The sequence below is a fragment of the Francisella sciaenopsi genome (assembly GCF_045862875.1).
In the GTDB taxonomy this organism is placed as follows: domain Bacteria; phylum Pseudomonadota; class Gammaproteobacteria; order Francisellales; family Francisellaceae; genus Francisella; species Francisella sciaenopsi.
The window spans coordinates 299,735-316,524 of the sequence record NZ_BTHG01000001.1; the positions used below are offsets into that span (position 1 = coordinate 299,735).

A 16,790-nucleotide genomic window follows, 5' to 3' on the forward strand; every position below is an offset into this window, starting at 1 on the left:
GTTACTCAATAATTTACAAATTAACTACCAATCTTAGCTAGACGCTTGCCAGCTCTTAGATTATTTTCAATCTCTTCTAATGAAACATCCTTGGTCTCTGGTACAAAAAACTTCACAAATAGTAGGCAAACTATACAAGATATCGCAAATCCAAAGAACGTACTATCAGGATGGAAAGTTAACCAAGTTAGTGCAAAGTTACCAATAATAGCATTACAAATCCAGTTACTCATAGTTGAAGCAGTAACACCAAAGTCTCTACCCTCAATAGGTTGGATCTCAGAACATAAAATCCAAATCACAGGACCCATAGATATTGCAAATCCAAAAATAAACAATAAACAAAAAATTAAAGCAGTCCATTGTAGTGTTTGAGATAAAACCATAGGCTGACCATATGCAAAGTGCGCTTTAAATATAAATCCTACTACTAGGCATGATGTAATAAGTAGACTTAAACCAAAGTATAAAATAGGCTTACGTCCAAACTTATCAACGTACTTAATCGCTAAGAATGTAGTCAACATATTAAGTAAGCCAATTACTATTGTAGATGTTGAAGGATTAGTAAATCCTGCTAACTTAAAAATATCAGTTGAATAATACATGAAAGCATTCATACCAGTAAACTGTTGAAACGCTTGTAGAGCAATACCTAGTAATACTACTTTTATAAAGAACTTTTGCTTTAGTAGAGAAAAAATACTAACACCTGTATGAGTCGTCTGTCTAATCTCTTCATGCTCTTGTAGAGCTTCAGCTTCACTTGATCTTATCTTCTTAAGAACCAATGCAGCTTCTTCATTATTACCTTTTAATACTAACCATCTAGGGCTTCTTGGCAATGTCAAACATCCAAAAAACATTATCACAGATGGAACTGCCAATACTGCTAACATTATTCTCCATGAACCAGTATTTTCTAATGCAGAGTTTGTCAAGAAAACCAAAAATAAACCAATAGTAATCATTAGCTGATACAAAGCTATAAGTGCTCCTCTAAACTCTTTAGGTGCTATCTCAGATAGATATAATGGAGCTATAAATGAAGCTATACCTACTGCTATACCCAAGATAAATCTTGATGAAATAAATACTTCATAATTAGGTGCTAAAATGCCCACAATTGTAAATATAGAAAATATAGCTGCTGCAATTAATAAGACTTTTCTACGACCATAATGCTTTGATAAAAAACCACTACACAATGCTCCACATGCAGCACCCAATAATAACACACTAGATACATGCCCACTTTCAGCTACACTTAAGTCAAATGTTTGGGATATGAAATGTAATGAACCATTTACATAACCAATATCCATACCAAAAAGTAAACCAGCAAGTGCTGCTATTATAGCCACACGAATGACTACAAAATTTATTTTTTTTTCATTCCGCATACAAACTTCCTACATTAATTTTTACTAAATACTCCAATTACTCATGATATACTATACTCAAAATACAAAACAACATTTTTTTTAATTATAAATGAAGATTTCAGCTACAATCTCACAACTAAAATTCTCCCATCGTCGTAAAAATATTTTGACTAACGAATGGGTATTAGTATCACCTCACAGATTAAATAGACCTTGGCAAGGTCAATCAGAAGAAACACAGAAAAATACATTACCTGAGTATGATGATAAGTGTTATCTTTGCCCGACTAATACTCGAGCAAATGGGGAAATAAATCCTGATTTCAAAGAAACTTTTGTATTTGAAAATGATTTTTCAGCACTTTCTAAAGAAAAAATAGACCCTAAACTTGAAATAAATGATGATTTATTCCAATTAAGTGGTGCTACAGGTATTGCTAAGGTTGTTTGTTTTTCTGCTAAACATAATCTGACAATGGCGTCAATGCAAGAAGAAGATATAACTAAAGTTGTAAATTTATGGGCAACTGAAGTTAGTGAGCTCAGTAAAAAATATCAGTGGGTACAAGTTTTTGAAAATAAAGGTTCAATTATGGGTTGCTCAAATCCTCATCCTCATGGACAAATTTGGGCTTGTGATTTCTTACCTACAGAAGCTCAAAAAGAGTATGAGTCGCAACATCAATATTTTGAGAAAAACAAATCTAGTATGCTGATGGATTATGCAAATAGAGAAATAAAGGAAAAAGATCGAATTGTTTATCAAAATGATGACTGGTTAATTGTTGTACCATTTTGGGCAACATGGCCATATGAGACATTGTTGTTGCCAAAATTCAAATGTGCTCATATTAATCATCTGGATAATTTGCAAAGAAAATCACTTGCTAATGCTCTAAAAGTACTATTAGTAAAATATGACAAGCTGTTTGATACTTCCTTCCCATATTCGATGGGTTGGCATGGTTCAATAAATGCTACAGAGTCTGATTATTGGCAACTTCATGCACATTTCTATCCACCATTATTGCGTTCAGCAACAGTCAAAAAGTTTATGGTTGGTTTTGAAATGCTTGGAGAATCACAAAGAGATATCACTCCAGAGCTAGCAGCACAAGTTTTAAGAGAGCTATAATTATGATGGACTGTATCAAGGATAATCTAATCAATCGTTTTGTTAAACTTTATGGTAAAAACCCTCAAGTTTTTTTCTCGCCTGGCAGAGTAAATTTAATTGGTGAACATACTGATTACAATAATGGTTATGTAATGCCATTTGCTATCAACAAAGGTACTTTTATATCTATCGCAACAAGAAGTGATGATATTATAAATGTCTATAGTGAAAATCTTGATGACTCAACTTCTTTTAATATCAGTGGAGTACAGCAAGAAGTATCAAACACATGGCAAAACTATATAAAAGGCGTTATAAATATAATTAAACTAGATTTCTATAATGATATCAAAGGAGCAGATATTTATATTTTTAGTGATTTACCTTTTGGGGCTGGTCTTTCATCATCTGCTTCGTTAAATACTGCGTTAGCTTATGCTTATAATGAGATTTATGGACTAAACATCTCTAAACTTGAGCTTGCAAAAATTGCTCAAAAAGTCGAGCACGAATATATTGGTACAAAATGTGGAATTATGGATCAGATGGCTTGTTTATTTTCAAAACTGAATGCTGCAACAATGATTGATTGTAATGATAATCATTGTGACAACATACCTTTTGAACTTGATAACCTATCGGTGCTAATTTGTGATACAAATATTAAACACAATCTAGCAGACTCTGCTTATAATAAACGCCGTCAAGTTTGTGAAGATATAGCTAAATTTAACAATATAAAATCCCTACGTGAGCTAGATATACAAAAATTAGAGCATACTAAAGCTAATTTTAACGAGGAAGACTACAAACTGGCATTGCATGTTTACACAGAAAATCAAAGAGTAATAGATGCTACTAATGCAATGACAAGTAAAAATTGGAGTAATTTAGGTAAACTAATGTACCAATCTCACAACTCTTTAAAAAATGATTATAAAGTTAGTTGTAATGAACTTGACTACTTAGTCGAACTATCTCAAAGTTTTGCTGGAGTTTATGGAGCTAGGATGACTGGTGGTGGTTTTGGAGGCTCTACAATACACCTTTTACCAACTAAACTTTTGAAGAGTTATACGGAGTACTTAGAAAAAAACTATTCTAAAAAGTTTAATATAAAGCCAACTTTTTATATTTCAAAAGCTTGTCAAGGCACACATATAATTTCTTAATAAAGATCACTAAATTATTTAGAACCTGTAAATAATTATACTAAGATGCTATTCTTTTAAAAAATGTATCTCACCTTACTGTATAAATGCTACAAAAATTCTGGACACTAACAATTTGTATCCTTTTAGCTTTGATTATGCCAGTACTATTATTTGGTTCAGAATCTCTTAAAGATGAAGATATATTAAATCAAAAAGAATACTACAATGTCTTTAATTTTGATGATATAAATAGTAAAGATTTCAAACCAGCACCATTTATTGGAGTTAGCGGTGGCTGGGGACATGTCACTTCAGGTCCTTCAGCTGGAATTATATTTACAGCTGTTGGCTATAGATTTACTGAATCTTTTGGAGCTGAGTTTGCCTATGCTGGAGCTATTTCAAATCTATATTCTACTACTCAAGTTAATAGCAATTACATGGGTATTTTAAAATATTTTTATAGAATAAATAATTATTTAACTTTTAGCCCAGGAGTTGGTGCTGGACTAAGTTATAACAGTATATTAAATATAAAAAATGCTAATAATGCTCCCGAAGAATACCTTCAAAGTAATAATGCTAAGACAGGTTTTGTAATTTTCCCATTTAGTCTAGGAATTCCCATAAAATCTATTGATAATCTTAGTATGGATATTAACTATATTTATGTTAGAAACTTTAATAAAACATCTGTAAACATTGTAACAACTGGCTTAATATACTCATTTTTATAAATTAAAATAAACATAATAATTTTATGTTTTAGCTAATTTCTCAACCTCTTGATAATACTTTGAATCTTTAACAAGTATATAACCAGTCTCACTATTAGAGTCTGTAAGATAAGCATGTTCAAATATGTTTGATTTTGTAAGTGGCTCATTTTTTGCATTAGCAATCCCTAAGTAGTAATTATAGATAACTCCCCTAGGATGTTCTTTCGATATCTCTACTTTAGTTTTTGATCCACCTTTATCTTTCATCTCTTGAGAACTTAAAGAAGTTACATGAATATACATTCCTTCTATATTGTCACCTTTTATCAAGTAACGTAGATAAGAATCTAGATTGTAACTAAATTCTATAGCTCTTATCATACTCTTAGGATTTTCAGGTTGATCATAAATATCTATAACAATATTTTTAATCTTAATTTGACCCTTGTATTTATCAAACCACTCTTTTGCACTTAAGTTCCAATTATTATCCTGATTAAATATTTCATAAGTACGCTCATTCTTATACGATAATCTCTCAACATCATGACCTTCTGATGAGTTATAACTTATTCTTATACGAAAGCTTATAGTATCTAAACTGTAGTAGTTTTTTATAAAGTTATTCTCTATGAACTTGTTAATCTTAGGCATCAATATATTCTCGCCACAATTATCACTATTCACGTTATACTTCCCATCTATACTAGGTATAGTTGGATTAGCATTTATCAGATTATTATCAAGTTGATTAGCCACAAACACAGTACATTCATTTACTTTTTTACTTGATAGCCAACCAGTATCAACATACTCTCCTAGAACTACTGATAACCCTCGATCATATGTTCTTTCAACTTTATATTGTCTATGGTATTTTTTCTCAGCATAGTTTTGAGCCATATCTTTAATTTGCCCACCAGTAGTTAGAGCAAAACTATAGCAAAAATGTATCGGAAGAAATAAAACTGAAACTGTTATTAATATCTTGCTTAATTTCATAGAAATTCAAGCTCATTTAAAATAAAATTTGTTTGATAATCATTATAACTAATTAATAGTTTAAATGTTAATTAGAATAGATAATATATACGGAGATTAGTAAAGATCAATTTATTTAGAATATACTTTTAACTTTTTCTAATAACTTGCTTTTTTCTTGTTCAGTATATGATTTAGACTGAATATTACCCCATACAGGAGCTGGCCATACAGGATCATTTTCAAAACGTCCTACTACATGAATATGCATTTGCTTAACCACATTACCTATAGTAGCTACATTTAACTTATCTACTTTATATTCGTTAACTATAAAGTTAGATAATTTATTAATAATCTTATTGATATTATATTGCTGTGAATCATCGAGCTGATACCACTCTGTTCTATCTGTAAATGGTACAACTATAAACCAAGGCACTATAGAATTATTCATTAGCAAAATTTTACAGTCCAAGTGTTCACAAATTTCAAAAGTATCTGCCTCTAAACGAGAATCTAGTTTAAACATCAAATAGTTTCCTTACTTTTTCTAAATCTTGAAGCGTATCAACACCTGCAGGAGTTGGTTTAGCTGATTGTTCAACAGCAATTTTATAACCATTATATAACACTCTTAGTTGTTCAAGAGCTTCATATTTTTCGATTGGTGATATTGCAAGCTCTGCATAGTGCTTCAAAAAACCAACCCTATAAGTATATATACCAATATGCCTATAGAATTCAGATATATTAACTTGATGATTCTCCGAAAAGCCTCTTTCAAAAGGGATTGAGGCTCTACTGAAATATAGAGCATAATTATTTTTATCAAAAACAACTTTAACATTATTTGGGTTATATATATCTTCAGCTTCAGTAATTCTCTCACACAATGTTGAAACAACTGCTTCTGGCTTTTCAATTAATAATTGTGCTGCTTGCTCAATATTCTCAATAGGAATCAGAGGTTCATCACCTTGTACATTGACAACAATATCCTCATCAGCAAAACCCAGCTTAGTAACTGCCTCAGCTATCCTATCTGTACCCGACTCATGATCATCTCTTGTCAAGATTATTTTTGCACCAAAATTTTCCGCAACTTCTTTTATTTCTTGAGAGTCTGTAGCTATAATTATGCTTTTAAATTTTGATTTAGCTACCTGCTCATACACTCTTTGAATCATTGGCTTACCTGCAATATCCGCAAGCATCTTGCCAGGTAAACGTGTAGACTTAAGTCTAGCAGGGATTACAACATGAATATTAGCCATATTTTTTTACCTCTTCTAGCGTTAGTTTTTTAGCTTCTTCAACTAACATTACTGGAATATTCTCACGAATTGGATAGGCTAATTTGTCAGCCTTACAAATTAAAAGCTGATTTTTTTTGTCATAATGTAAACTTGAGTTACAAACTGGACAAACTAACACATTTAAAACTGAATGATCCACTATTTCACCTCTATTATAAATTCATATTTATCTGCTACTTGTTCTGCTTTGACAAGTATATAATCATTTACTTTACACCATGCTGGAATATCATGCATAGTCCCAGGATCTGTACAGACTACTTTTAGTTGCTCCCCTGACTGCATAGCTTTCAAAGCATTTTGTGTTTTGATAACGGGCATTGGGCAAAGAAGTCTTTCTAAATTTAATTGTTGCATTATATATACCACTCTTTTTTAATTTCATCAGCAGGCATCGGCTTAACTATAACTTCCTTACTGGTACCATCAAGATAGTTAAACACCATTGCTACGCTTTCAGCATTTTTACCCTGTGTAAATCTACCTAAAATTTGTGCTGTAAAATCTTCATCAGCTTTGTCAAAATCGCCATCAATAAGGATTAAAGGGCCTTGATGAGATGAACTGTACACATGAATAAACTGATTTTTATAGCCATTTAAATAATTATTTTCACCTTCTTCACGACCGATTATAAGTTTATATTCAGGTTTATAACGAATATGCCTACCTACTTTAAGAAGCATAATATCATCAAATTCATACTCTTTTGAATTACGCGCTTGCCATAAATCAACTAATTTATCAGAGTATTGTTTATCAGTAAGAAAGCAACATCCTCCTGCAGGAGATGCATAATCCTCTATCCCCCAATCGCGCGCCATTCTCATTTGATCTTTTCTACCTCTACCTGTTATTCCCATTAGCTTAGATCTATCAACCCAACCCTCTCTTTCAGGTTTTGTTTCAGGTAAGTTTTTTGCACTTAGTGGTCTAAGCAATAAATCATCTACTCCTGATTGCTTTTGAACAACTGGCATTGTACTTTTACGCTGTGACATTGGTCTTTGACCTATTACTTCACCTGTGATTATAAAATCAAAGCCATTTTCTTTTGCCCATTCTTTTGCTTTACGAACCATAAAAATCTTACAATCAAGACATGGATTCATATTAGCTCCATAGCCATATTTAGGGTTCAGTAAGACATCTTTGTACTCTTCAATCACATCGATAATATGTAACTTAATTCCTAACTGCTCAGCAACCCATAGCGAATTATTACGCTTCTGTTTTTCTTTATCTTGCTTACGAATTGCGTGAGTATGTCCCTCAACACAAAAACCAGTAAAAAAATTTATACCTTCTACATGTATACCCTGCTCCAACATCATCTTTGTTGCAAGCATTGAATCAAGACCACCAGAGATTAGTGATACTGCTTTAACTTGTTTCTTTTCCATTATTATTTTGTCTAATTAAATCAAATATTAAATATTTGTAATAATTCTAACATATCGACATTTTATAACTATAGTTTTGTAAGATTTGTATTTTTATTTAGACTGTTTAGATTTCTGATTATAAGACTGGGCTGCATAATATCCAATAACTGATCCTAGTATTGATCCAGCAATTAAATCACTAGCAAAGTGAAAGTATTGTAGCAATTGTGTAATCACAACTAAAAATGCCAACAATGCCCAAAGCCATCTATACTTTGGAAATAAAAACCACATACTTACACTAAATGAAAATATAAATGTAGCGTGACCAGATGGAAAAGAATTATTTATATTATCAAATGTAAACCAATTGAATCCATATAAATCATTTCTAATCAAAGAAGGATTGTTCTTAAAAGTTTCCGTCCAATATCTACCAAAAATCCCCTTCAGAATATCTTTGATAAATTGTCCAATTATAATTGCATTAGCTACTAGCAAAAATTTTGTGTCAGTATCTATTACTTTTTTGAGTATAAGCTTAATAAAATAGTATATATAAAATACAAATACTAAGACTGTTATAAGTGAAATAATATCATCTGAGAAAAACTTCATAATCGTATATTGTCGAGAATTATGTTCATATAAAAACCAAACAATTTGTCTATCGACAAAGAAGTAACAAAAGAATATTGAAAATATTCCTAAAATAATTAGTAGCAATCCTTTTTTATTCATTTTTTTAATTTGATAATTTTTAAAATGCGAATATTCTACGCCATTATGTTGCTGATGTTTAGTATTTTTTTAGTGAAAACACCCCCAAATCTCTTGAGCTAATTTTTTACTGATTCCTTTGACCTTTGAAATTTCATCAATAGATGCTTTAGATAGTTCTTGCCAACCACCAAAATACATTATCAAAGCTTTACGGCGTTTTGGTCCAACTCCTTCTATTTCTTCTATTATTGATGATTGTCTATTTGCACTTACTTTTTTACGCTGACCTTTAATCGCATGATCATGAGCAGAATCCCTAACTTGTCGTAATAATAAAAATCCGGGATTGTGTTCATCTAATGTATATTCGGTATCATCAAAACCTTTGTAGATTTTTTCTTTACCACTTATGCGCTCAACACCTTTACCTAAACTTACAAGTTGGACTTTATCTTGAATTCCATATTGTCTAAAAACGGCTTCTGCTTGATGAATCTGCCCTTTACCGCCATCTATTATCATTATATCTGGAAGATTATCAGCTTCTAGTCCTGAACTAACTCGACGCGATACTGCTTGATGAATTGCTGCATAATCATCACCAGCTTTGATATCTTTGATATTGTATCTACGATGAGATTTACGATCTTCACCCTCATCTGTATATACTACACACGACGCTATAGTTGCCTCACCTTGAAAATGTGAAATATCAAAACACTCAATACGCTTAATATCTTTTTCTAACTTAAGAAATTCTTTGAGTGATTCCAAACGTTTTTGATACTGTGATTTTGAGCTTGTATAGATGTTTAACTTTTGTCGCGCATTTACCTCAGCTAATTTCAACCACTTGAGATTATCAGCAGCCGGTGCAACTATCCAATTTATTGATTGACCAATTTTTTGAGAGATACTATTCATAAGATCGGTAATATCAGCAAACTCAACTTTTGATAGGATTATATTTTTGGGCCAAATATTACGAATCTCATCACCTAAATAAAAATGAGATAAAAAAGCATGCATAATTGAGGTTTTATCCTGCCCTTTAGCATCAATACTCCAATGTCTATCTGCGACAACATCACCATTTTGAATTTGTAATAATGCTATGCTTGCATAGCTATCTTGCATATAGATACCAATTACATCAAATGTTTTATCTTCTTGAATATCAACTATTTGCTGCTGCTGTAACTTGCGTAATATCACTAACTGGTCGCGATAAACTTGAGCTTTCTCATATTCCATATCCTCAGAAGCTTGATACATCTTTGCTGAGATTTCTTCTAAAACAGAGCTAAATTTACCTGCTAAGAATTTTTTTAAGATTACCAATTGCTCATCATATTGCTCCTGAGAAACCAAGCCTACACATGGTGCTAGACAGCGTTTAATTTGATATTGCAAACATGGCCTAACCCTAGACTTATAGTATGAGTTTTCACACTGACGAATTGGAAAGATTTTTTGGATTATATTTAGAGTATTCTTAACTGATGATATAGATACATAAGGTCCAAAACACTGACCTTTTTTATATGCTGATTTGCCACGATAAAAAGATACCCTAGGGAACTTATCACGAGAAATTACTAGATATGGATAACTTTTATCATCTTTAAATAAAATATTGTATTTAGGACGATGTCGCTTAATGAGATTATTTTCTAACAAATATGCTTCATAGTCACTAGGAGTAATAGTTATCTCAATTCGAGCTACTTGCTCTACCATCATTAGAGTTTTACTATCTTTCGCGCCTTTAGAAAAATAACTATTTACCCGATTTTTGAGATTTTTTGCTTTACCAACATAGATTATTTCTCCTTGCTTATCAAGCATACGATAAACACCAGAATGTGTAGTTAAGTTTGCCAAGAAACTTTTTAAATCAAAATCTTTAGAATTATCCGCAATCATCTAATTTTATTAAACAATAAATCTGTGAAAATGATAACATATACCTAGTTTAATCTACTACTTATTAATAAATACAAACTAATGTATGAAATATGTCCTTTTATAACTGATAGAATATGGGTTATTGAATATCCAGTTAAGTATTCAGGGATAAAATTTAGTTCTAGAACTACACTAATAAAACTAAATGATAATTCCATACTGGTACATTCTCCATGCAAGATTGATAATAGCTTAAAAGATAAGATTCTGGAAATTGGTAACGTTAGCTGTATAATAGCTCCTGGAAACTTCCATCACTTGCATGTCAAATCAGCACAAGATGCTTTTCCTAAAGCTAGAACTTATATCTGTCAAGGTGTAAATAAAAAACAGCCTAATCTGAAGTATGATGAAATACTTACAGATAAGCCTATCTTAGAAGAATTACTACAGCAACCCATTCTGGGTAATAAAATTATGAACGAGATTGCTTTCCTTCATAAAGACACCAAAACTCTAATATTAGTTGATATTATTGAAAACATAGGTAGTAATACAAAAAATATAGGCTGGGGTATAAAGATATGGTGGCTAATTCTTAGAATGTGGAACAAAGCTAAACCAGCTCCAGAATACCAAATCGGCTGGCGTGATAAAAAACTTGCTGCTCAATCTTTACAAAAAATTCTAGATTGGGATTTTGATAAAATCATTCTCGCTCACGGAGATTTAATCACCCAAAATGCTAAACAAATAGCCACCCATGCATGGCGTAAACCTCTTAACAAATTTAAAAAATGATAATAGATACAGATAAAAAATTAGAGAATATTGTACAAACTCTCAAGAATACTAAAGAAATAGCTGTAGATACAGAATTTTACTGGATGCGAACATATTACCCAGAGCTTTGTCTTGTTCAAATAGCTACTGAAAATGAAATCTTTTTGATAGACACTCTTGAAGATCTTGATTTTAGTAAGCTTAAAGATATTTTTGAGGATAAAGGTATCCAAAAAATAATTCACTCAGCAACGAATGATATTCCAATTATAAAAAGATTTTTTAATTGTAAAGTAAATAATATTTTTGACACTCAGCTTGCAGCCTCATTTTTAGGTACTCAATCACAGATATCTCTCAAGGCTCTACTCAAAGATATATTAGATATTGAAATGGAGAAAGAATCACAGTTCTCAGATTGGCGTAAAAGACCACTTTCTCAAAAGCAGTTTGACTATGCCCTAAAAGATGTTGAGCATCTTATAGAGATTAAACACAATCTTGAGGAGAAACTTAATCAAACTGACTATAAACAGTACTTCTATGAAGAACTATTAGAGATACAAAAAACAGAATTTAACACTGTTGAGAACATCCATAATAAAATTGGTAATATCCAAAAGTTTAATGAAAAAACACAAAAAAATGCCATATTAGTAGCTCAATGGCGCGAATCTATCGCTCAACAAAAAAATATTCCTGTTAGATTTATTTTTGATAATAAAATTCTTTATGCTATAGCTCATAAAAATCCTAAGTCTTTAAACTCGTTTGATTCTGAAGATCTAAAAAAACTTAAACCTTGGATCAAAAAAAGTGTCATAGCAACTCTTAACTCTAATCATAACCTAGAGCATATAAACTTAGAGCAAAAATCTGGAGCTAAAATATCCACCGAGATAAATGATAAAATAACTAATTTTTTTGATATTGAAACAAGAAACTTCAAATTCGATGCTTCCTTAATAGCATCGAGAAAAGATATTCGCTCAGTAGCATATAATCTTAGTATCGACCCTAACTACTCGAGTAATAAGCTATTGGTTGGTTGGAGATATGAAATAGTTGGTAAAAAATTAAAAGAGTATATACTTGATACCATAAAAAATATATAACATATTCTCTGCTATCTATTTATGAAAAATATAACTCGAGATTCTAAATTATTCCCTATAGTATTGGCGTTGTTTGCAGCCCTTCCACCACTAGCTGTCAACACTTACGCTCCTGCCATTCCACTGATAGCTAATGATTTTGGTGTTAGTGATAGTACAGTTCTTACAACATTTGCAACATATTTTATTGGATTCTCATTTGGTATGCTTTTTTGGGGGGCTATCTCTGATAAATATGGACGCAAAAAAGTTATTATCATTGGTAGTGTAATCTATATCATAAGTACGGTTCTGTGTTCATATAGTTACAACTTCAAAATGCTTGAAATAATGCGCTTAATACAAGGGTTATCAGACTCTGTAGGTGCTGTAATAGCTTTCTCAATTGCTCGTGACTGCTACAAAGGAGCCAAACTTACAAACCTTGTAGCATCAATAATTATAATATTGCTAATAGCTCCTATAGTTGCTCCAATAATAGGTACTATTCTTACAAATTTAACTCACACTTGGCAAAGTACCTTTCACTTCTTAACCATATATGGTGTAGTTATGCTTCTATGTGCTTTTTTAATCGAAGAAACTCTAGAGCATAAAGATAGGAAGTCTAGTTTATTAAAATTAATCCCTAGCTATTTTCAACATCTAAGCAATCCTCGCTTTATGCTTGCTACAGTCGCAAGTGGCACTATTTTTGCTGCTCTTTTTATCTATATTTCATCATCAGCTTTGATATATTTAGGTGATTATGCAACAGGATCTTTATGGTACTGTATATATTATGGTTTATGCTGTATTGCTGCCATATTTGCAAACTATTTGATAAAAAGACACTCGAGTAAAGTTCAGCAACTCAGATTTTTATATTATAGTGTTGCCCTTATAACTATTAGCTGCATTGTTTCGATCATCTTTAATAGTCTAAATCTTGATAATGCCTTTTTTTATACATTAGTAATGTTTGTTTTATGCGGTAATGTAGCCTTTAGCTCAACTCTTATTTATTCATTTGCAATTGATCAAATTGATCATAGTTTTGGCACAGCTAATTCGATTGTAAACTTTATCAAAAATATGATTGCAGCAAGTGGTAGTTACTTTATAAGTTTTTATCATGGCAGAGACTTAGTGATAGCATCTCCAATTGTTCAATTTTTCTTTGCATTAGCAACGGTTATACTACTTTTTGGAATTTATAAACTAAATAAAAAATATTCATAAAGTAATCATTATAACTAACAAAATTAGAATAAAAATCCTTTTAATAAAGGATTTTTTCTTATAACTTATATAAATCAATTACCTCAAAAGCTCATCATGATTTTAGCTATATTTGATTTTGATGGAACGATTTGTGACACTAAAGATAGTATTTTAAATATTACAGACTTAACATACAAATCACTAAATAAAAATATATCCAAAGGTCTTATTAAGGATACTTTAAAATTAGGATGCTCATTAGAAGAGACTTTTTCAGTAATAAATACTAGTCTTAACTTAGATTTCGATATAGATTTTTTGGTTAAGACTTATAGAAACTTATATAATAATAATGGATATAAATATATAAAAGTTTATGAAGGTATTACTCCACTTCTAGATTTTCTTAAAAAGAAAGATGTTACTATTTTAATTTTAAGTAATAAAGGAAGTGAATCAATAGAAAAGATTCTTAAATACAATAAAATTGGCGGATATATTGATGAGGTTATTGGAGCTGATTTTTGCAAATATAATAAACCTAACTCGAAACTGTTTTCAGAAGTTATTAGTGCTAAATATCCTAATATTGAAAAAGAAAAAACATATATTATTGGTGACACTTTAACAGATATCAAATTTGCCAAGAACTCTAATTTAAAATCTTGTTTTGTAGATTATGGATATGGAGATACTAACGAGTGCATTCAATTACAGCCTGATATAGTAGTCCACAGTCCTAAAGAGTTATTTAAAATACAAAACCTTATAAAATAAATATATTAAAGATTAAAGTTTTGAAATATCAGCTACACCAACAAACATTTTATGAATAGTTGCGAGTAATGCAATTCGATTATCTCTGACACTGACATCATCATCCATAACCATCACATTTTCAAAAAACTCTGCGATAACCTTATCTAAACAAGTCAAAAGTTCTAAAGCATAGTCATATTCTCTATTACCTAGATACTTATCTAGATCTGCGTTTATTTCTTCTATACTATAAGCAAGTGCTAGTTCATACTCATTGCCTACTGTCTTAGCTATCTCAATATTATAAGAGTACTTTTTATCTTCAGATGCGTTCTTACTAAGAATATTAGCAACACGCTTATTTGATGCTATAAGACTCTGAGCTTTATCTGAAGATATAAAACTAGTTACAGCCATTATTCTAGCTGCAAAATCCTTGATTGAGTCATATTTAGTATTAATTACTGATTCAAAGATATTTACAGCAACACCTTCATCTTTATATAGATTTTTTAATCTGTCTAGACAGAATGATACTACCTCTGCTTTTATATCAGAGCTAAACTCTAAACTATTCACTTCTTTATAGCTATCTAATGCAATTTCGATAACCTTTTCTAAAGCTATATCAATATTTGTATCTCTTAGAATACGCAGAATACCGATTGCAGATCTTCTTAAAGCAAATGGATCTTTATTTCCTGTTGGTTTTTGACCAATTCCAAATATCCCAACTAAAGTATCTAACTTTTCTGCTAGTGCAACACAAGCTGCGATATCAGTCCTTGGTAATTCTGCACCAGAGTATTTTGGCCAATACTGCTGTTCTATAGCATCAGCAACGATATCTGTTTCACCATGTACTTTTGCATAATACTTACCTATTATCCCTTGTAGATCAGTAAACTCAAATACCATATCAGATATCAAATCAGCCTTAGCTAATAAACCAGCTCTATAAGCTTGTTGACTATCTATATTATTCAAATCTGCTAATTTCTGTGCTGTATTAGCGATTCTTTGAGCTTTTTGATACATATTTCCAAGTTTATTTTGGAATGTAACATTCTCTAATCTAGGTAATAACTGTTCTAAAGATTTCTTCAGATCTGTATCATAGAAAAATGCCGCATCAGCTAATCTTGCGTTCATAACTTTTTGATTACCAGATGTTACAAACTCAGGCTTCTTACTCTCAATATTTGAGATTGTAATGAAATTTGCAACTAGATTATTATCACAATCTAATAATGCAAAACACTTTTGATGCTCTTCCATTGAAGATATCAAAGCCTCTTGTGGAACTCTTAAGAAGTCTTTATTAAAACTACATAGCATAGCATTTGGATATTCTACAATAGCGCAAACCTCTTCAACAAGATCATCATCTAGAATTACTTTATAGTTATTTTCTTTAGCTATTTTTTTAGCTTGTTCAATTAGCATCCGCTTACGCTGCTCCCAATCGACAAGAACTTTAGCTTCAGCTAATAACTTCTCATATTCAGAAATCTCATTGATAGATATTGCATCTGGATGATGAAATCTATGCCCATAAGTAATATTAGAAGCTTTATGACCTAAAATCTCAATATCAACAATCTCACTACCATATAATGCTAACACCCAATGTACAGGTCTCACAAATTCAATGGCTGAATCACCCCAACGCATCATTTTTGGAATTGGTAATTGCTTAAGTGCTTTTGTAATAATTTCTTGCAACAAGGAAATTGTTGGTTGACCAGATTGTGTAGTTTTATAAAAAAGTTTGTCGCCTTTTGGAGTTTCGATTCTATCTAATTGATCAAGCTCAACACCACAAGAGTTTGCGAAACCTATAGCTACCTTTGTTGGCTCACCATCTTTATAAGCGATACTAACTAGTGGGCCCTGCTTCTCAACTACTATGTCTTCTTGAGACTCTGCTAAGTCTTTGATTATAAAAGATAATCTTCTTGGTGAAGCAAACCACTTGGCACCACCAAAACTAACTTTTGCATCTCCTAATTGGGTCTCTACACTATTTAACAAAGACTCTGCTAAGCTGCGTAATGCTTTTGGAGGCAGCTCTTCTGTACCTAATTCAAATAAAAAATCTTTTGTAACTTTGTTCATTTACAAACCTTATAGATAAATGTTTATTTTATTAATACTCTCAAAGATGTCGAAAAGTATAATTGTTATGTATATTGCGCTATATTATAACTTAATAAGCCAAAGAATTTAACTAAACATC

17 protein-coding genes are annotated in these 16,790 nt (G+C 31.2%); 7 read left to right on the forward strand and 10 right to left on the reverse strand.

Annotation, left to right across the window (positions count from 1 at the left end; translation table 11 throughout):
• Window positions 1–20: 20 nt before the first annotated feature.
• A complete protein-coding gene (locus ACKTR7_RS01495) occupies window positions 21–1,403 on the reverse strand; it encodes a sugar porter family MFS transporter (RefSeq protein ID WP_407876702.1) in 1,383 nt (460 codons plus the stop codon).
• Window positions 1,404–1,494: 91 nt separating this feature from the next.
• On the opposite strand from ACKTR7_RS01495, the gene ACKTR7_RS01500 reads away from it, so the two are divergent.
• The 3 genes from ACKTR7_RS01500 to ACKTR7_RS01510 all read left to right on the forward strand — a co-directional run bounded on the left by ACKTR7_RS01500 (window position 1,495) and on the right by ACKTR7_RS01510 (window position 4,393).
• Window positions 1,495–2,520 (forward strand): UDP-glucose--hexose-1-phosphate uridylyltransferase, encoded by a 1,026-nt coding sequence (locus ACKTR7_RS01500; protein ID WP_407876703.1) that lies wholly within the window; start codon window positions 1,495–1,497, stop codon window positions 2,518–2,520.
• Window positions 2,521–2,522: 2 nt separating this feature from the next.
• Window positions 2,523–3,674, forward strand: coding sequence for a galactokinase (galK, locus tag ACKTR7_RS01505; RefSeq protein ID WP_407876704.1), 1,152 nt, complete (start codon window positions 2,523–2,525; stop codon window positions 3,672–3,674).
• Window positions 3,675–3,811: 137 nt separating this feature from the next.
• Window positions 3,812–4,393 carry a hypothetical protein gene (locus ACKTR7_RS01510; RefSeq protein WP_407876705.1) on the forward strand — a complete coding sequence of 194 codons (582 nt, stop codon included), beginning with the start codon at window positions 3,812–3,814 and terminating at the stop codon, window positions 4,391–4,393.
• 21 nt (window positions 4,394–4,414) lie between these two features.
• Here ACKTR7_RS01510 and ACKTR7_RS01515 read toward each other — a convergent pair whose 3' ends face one another.
• From ACKTR7_RS01515 to uvrC, 8 genes are all read right to left on the reverse strand, one after another.
• Entirely contained in the window at window positions 4,415–5,377 is a 963-nt protein-coding gene (locus ACKTR7_RS01515; RefSeq protein WP_407876706.1) for a hypothetical protein, read from the reverse strand.
• Window positions 5,378–5,492: 115 nt separating this feature from the next.
• On the reverse strand, window positions 5,493–5,888 hold the full coding sequence (locus ACKTR7_RS01520; protein WP_407876707.1) for an HIT domain-containing protein: 396 nt from the start codon (window positions 5,886–5,888) through the stop codon (window positions 5,493–5,495).
• Window positions 5,881–6,633 (reverse strand): 3-deoxy-manno-octulosonate cytidylyltransferase, encoded by a 753-nt coding sequence (kdsB, locus tag ACKTR7_RS01525; RefSeq protein WP_407876708.1) that lies wholly within the window; start codon window positions 6,631–6,633, stop codon window positions 5,881–5,883. The genes ACKTR7_RS01520 and kdsB overlap by 8 nt, the downstream gene beginning before the upstream one ends.
• On the reverse strand, window positions 6,626–6,814 hold the full coding sequence (locus ACKTR7_RS01530; protein WP_407876709.1) for a Trm112 family protein: 189 nt from the start codon (window positions 6,812–6,814) through the stop codon (window positions 6,626–6,628). Before ACKTR7_RS01530 ends, kdsB begins: the two co-directional genes overlap by 8 nt.
• Window positions 6,814–7,032: a sulfurtransferase TusA family protein gene (locus ACKTR7_RS01535; protein ID WP_042518577.1), complete on the reverse strand. Its 219-nt coding sequence runs from the start codon at window positions 7,030–7,032 to the stop codon at window positions 6,814–6,816. Before ACKTR7_RS01535 ends, ACKTR7_RS01530 begins: the two co-directional genes overlap by 1 nt.
• On the reverse strand, window positions 7,032–8,078 hold the full coding sequence (locus ACKTR7_RS01540) for a tRNA (5-methylaminomethyl-2-thiouridylate)-methyltransferase (RefSeq protein WP_407876710.1): 1,047 nt from the start codon (window positions 8,076–8,078) through the stop codon (window positions 7,032–7,034). Before ACKTR7_RS01540 ends, ACKTR7_RS01535 begins: the two co-directional genes overlap by 1 nt.
• A 93-nt stretch (window positions 8,079–8,171) precedes the next feature.
• Window positions 8,172–8,801: a phosphatase PAP2 family protein gene (locus ACKTR7_RS01545; protein WP_407876711.1), complete on the reverse strand. Its 630-nt coding sequence runs from the start codon at window positions 8,799–8,801 to the stop codon at window positions 8,172–8,174.
• Window positions 8,802–8,870: 69 nt separating this feature from the next.
• Window positions 8,871–10,709 carry an excinuclease ABC subunit UvrC gene (gene uvrC / locus ACKTR7_RS01550; protein ID WP_407876712.1) on the reverse strand — a complete coding sequence of 613 codons (1,839 nt, stop codon included), beginning with the start codon at window positions 10,707–10,709 and terminating at the stop codon, window positions 8,871–8,873.
• An 81-nt stretch (window positions 10,710–10,790) separates the two neighbouring features.
• On the opposite strand from uvrC, the gene ACKTR7_RS01555 reads away from it, so the two are divergent.
• The 4 genes from ACKTR7_RS01555 to ACKTR7_RS01570 all read left to right on the forward strand — a co-directional run bounded on the left by ACKTR7_RS01555 (window position 10,791) and on the right by ACKTR7_RS01570 (window position 14,569).
• Window positions 10,791–11,492 carry a DUF4336 domain-containing protein gene (locus ACKTR7_RS01555; protein WP_407876713.1) on the forward strand — a complete coding sequence of 234 codons (702 nt, stop codon included), beginning with the start codon at window positions 10,791–10,793 and terminating at the stop codon, window positions 11,490–11,492.
• On the forward strand, window positions 11,489–12,589 hold the full coding sequence (locus ACKTR7_RS01560) for a ribonuclease D (protein ID WP_407876714.1): 1,101 nt from the start codon (window positions 11,489–11,491) through the stop codon (window positions 12,587–12,589). Before ACKTR7_RS01555 ends, ACKTR7_RS01560 begins: the two co-directional genes overlap by 4 nt.
• A 21-nt stretch (window positions 12,590–12,610) precedes the next feature.
• A complete protein-coding gene (locus ACKTR7_RS01565; RefSeq protein ID WP_407876715.1) occupies window positions 12,611–13,810 on the forward strand; it encodes a multidrug effflux MFS transporter in 1,200 nt (399 codons plus the stop codon).
• 96 nt (window positions 13,811–13,906) lie between these two features.
• Window positions 13,907–14,569: an HAD family hydrolase gene (locus ACKTR7_RS01570; protein ID WP_407876716.1), complete on the forward strand. Its 663-nt coding sequence runs from the start codon at window positions 13,907–13,909 to the stop codon at window positions 14,567–14,569.
• Window positions 14,570–14,581: 12 nt separating this feature from the next.
• Here ACKTR7_RS01570 and glyS read toward each other — a convergent pair whose 3' ends face one another.
• On the reverse strand, window positions 14,582–16,669 hold the full coding sequence (glyS, locus tag ACKTR7_RS01575) for a glycine--tRNA ligase subunit beta (RefSeq protein ID WP_407876717.1): 2,088 nt from the start codon (window positions 16,667–16,669) through the stop codon (window positions 14,582–14,584).
• Window positions 16,670–16,790: the final 121 nt, after the last annotated feature.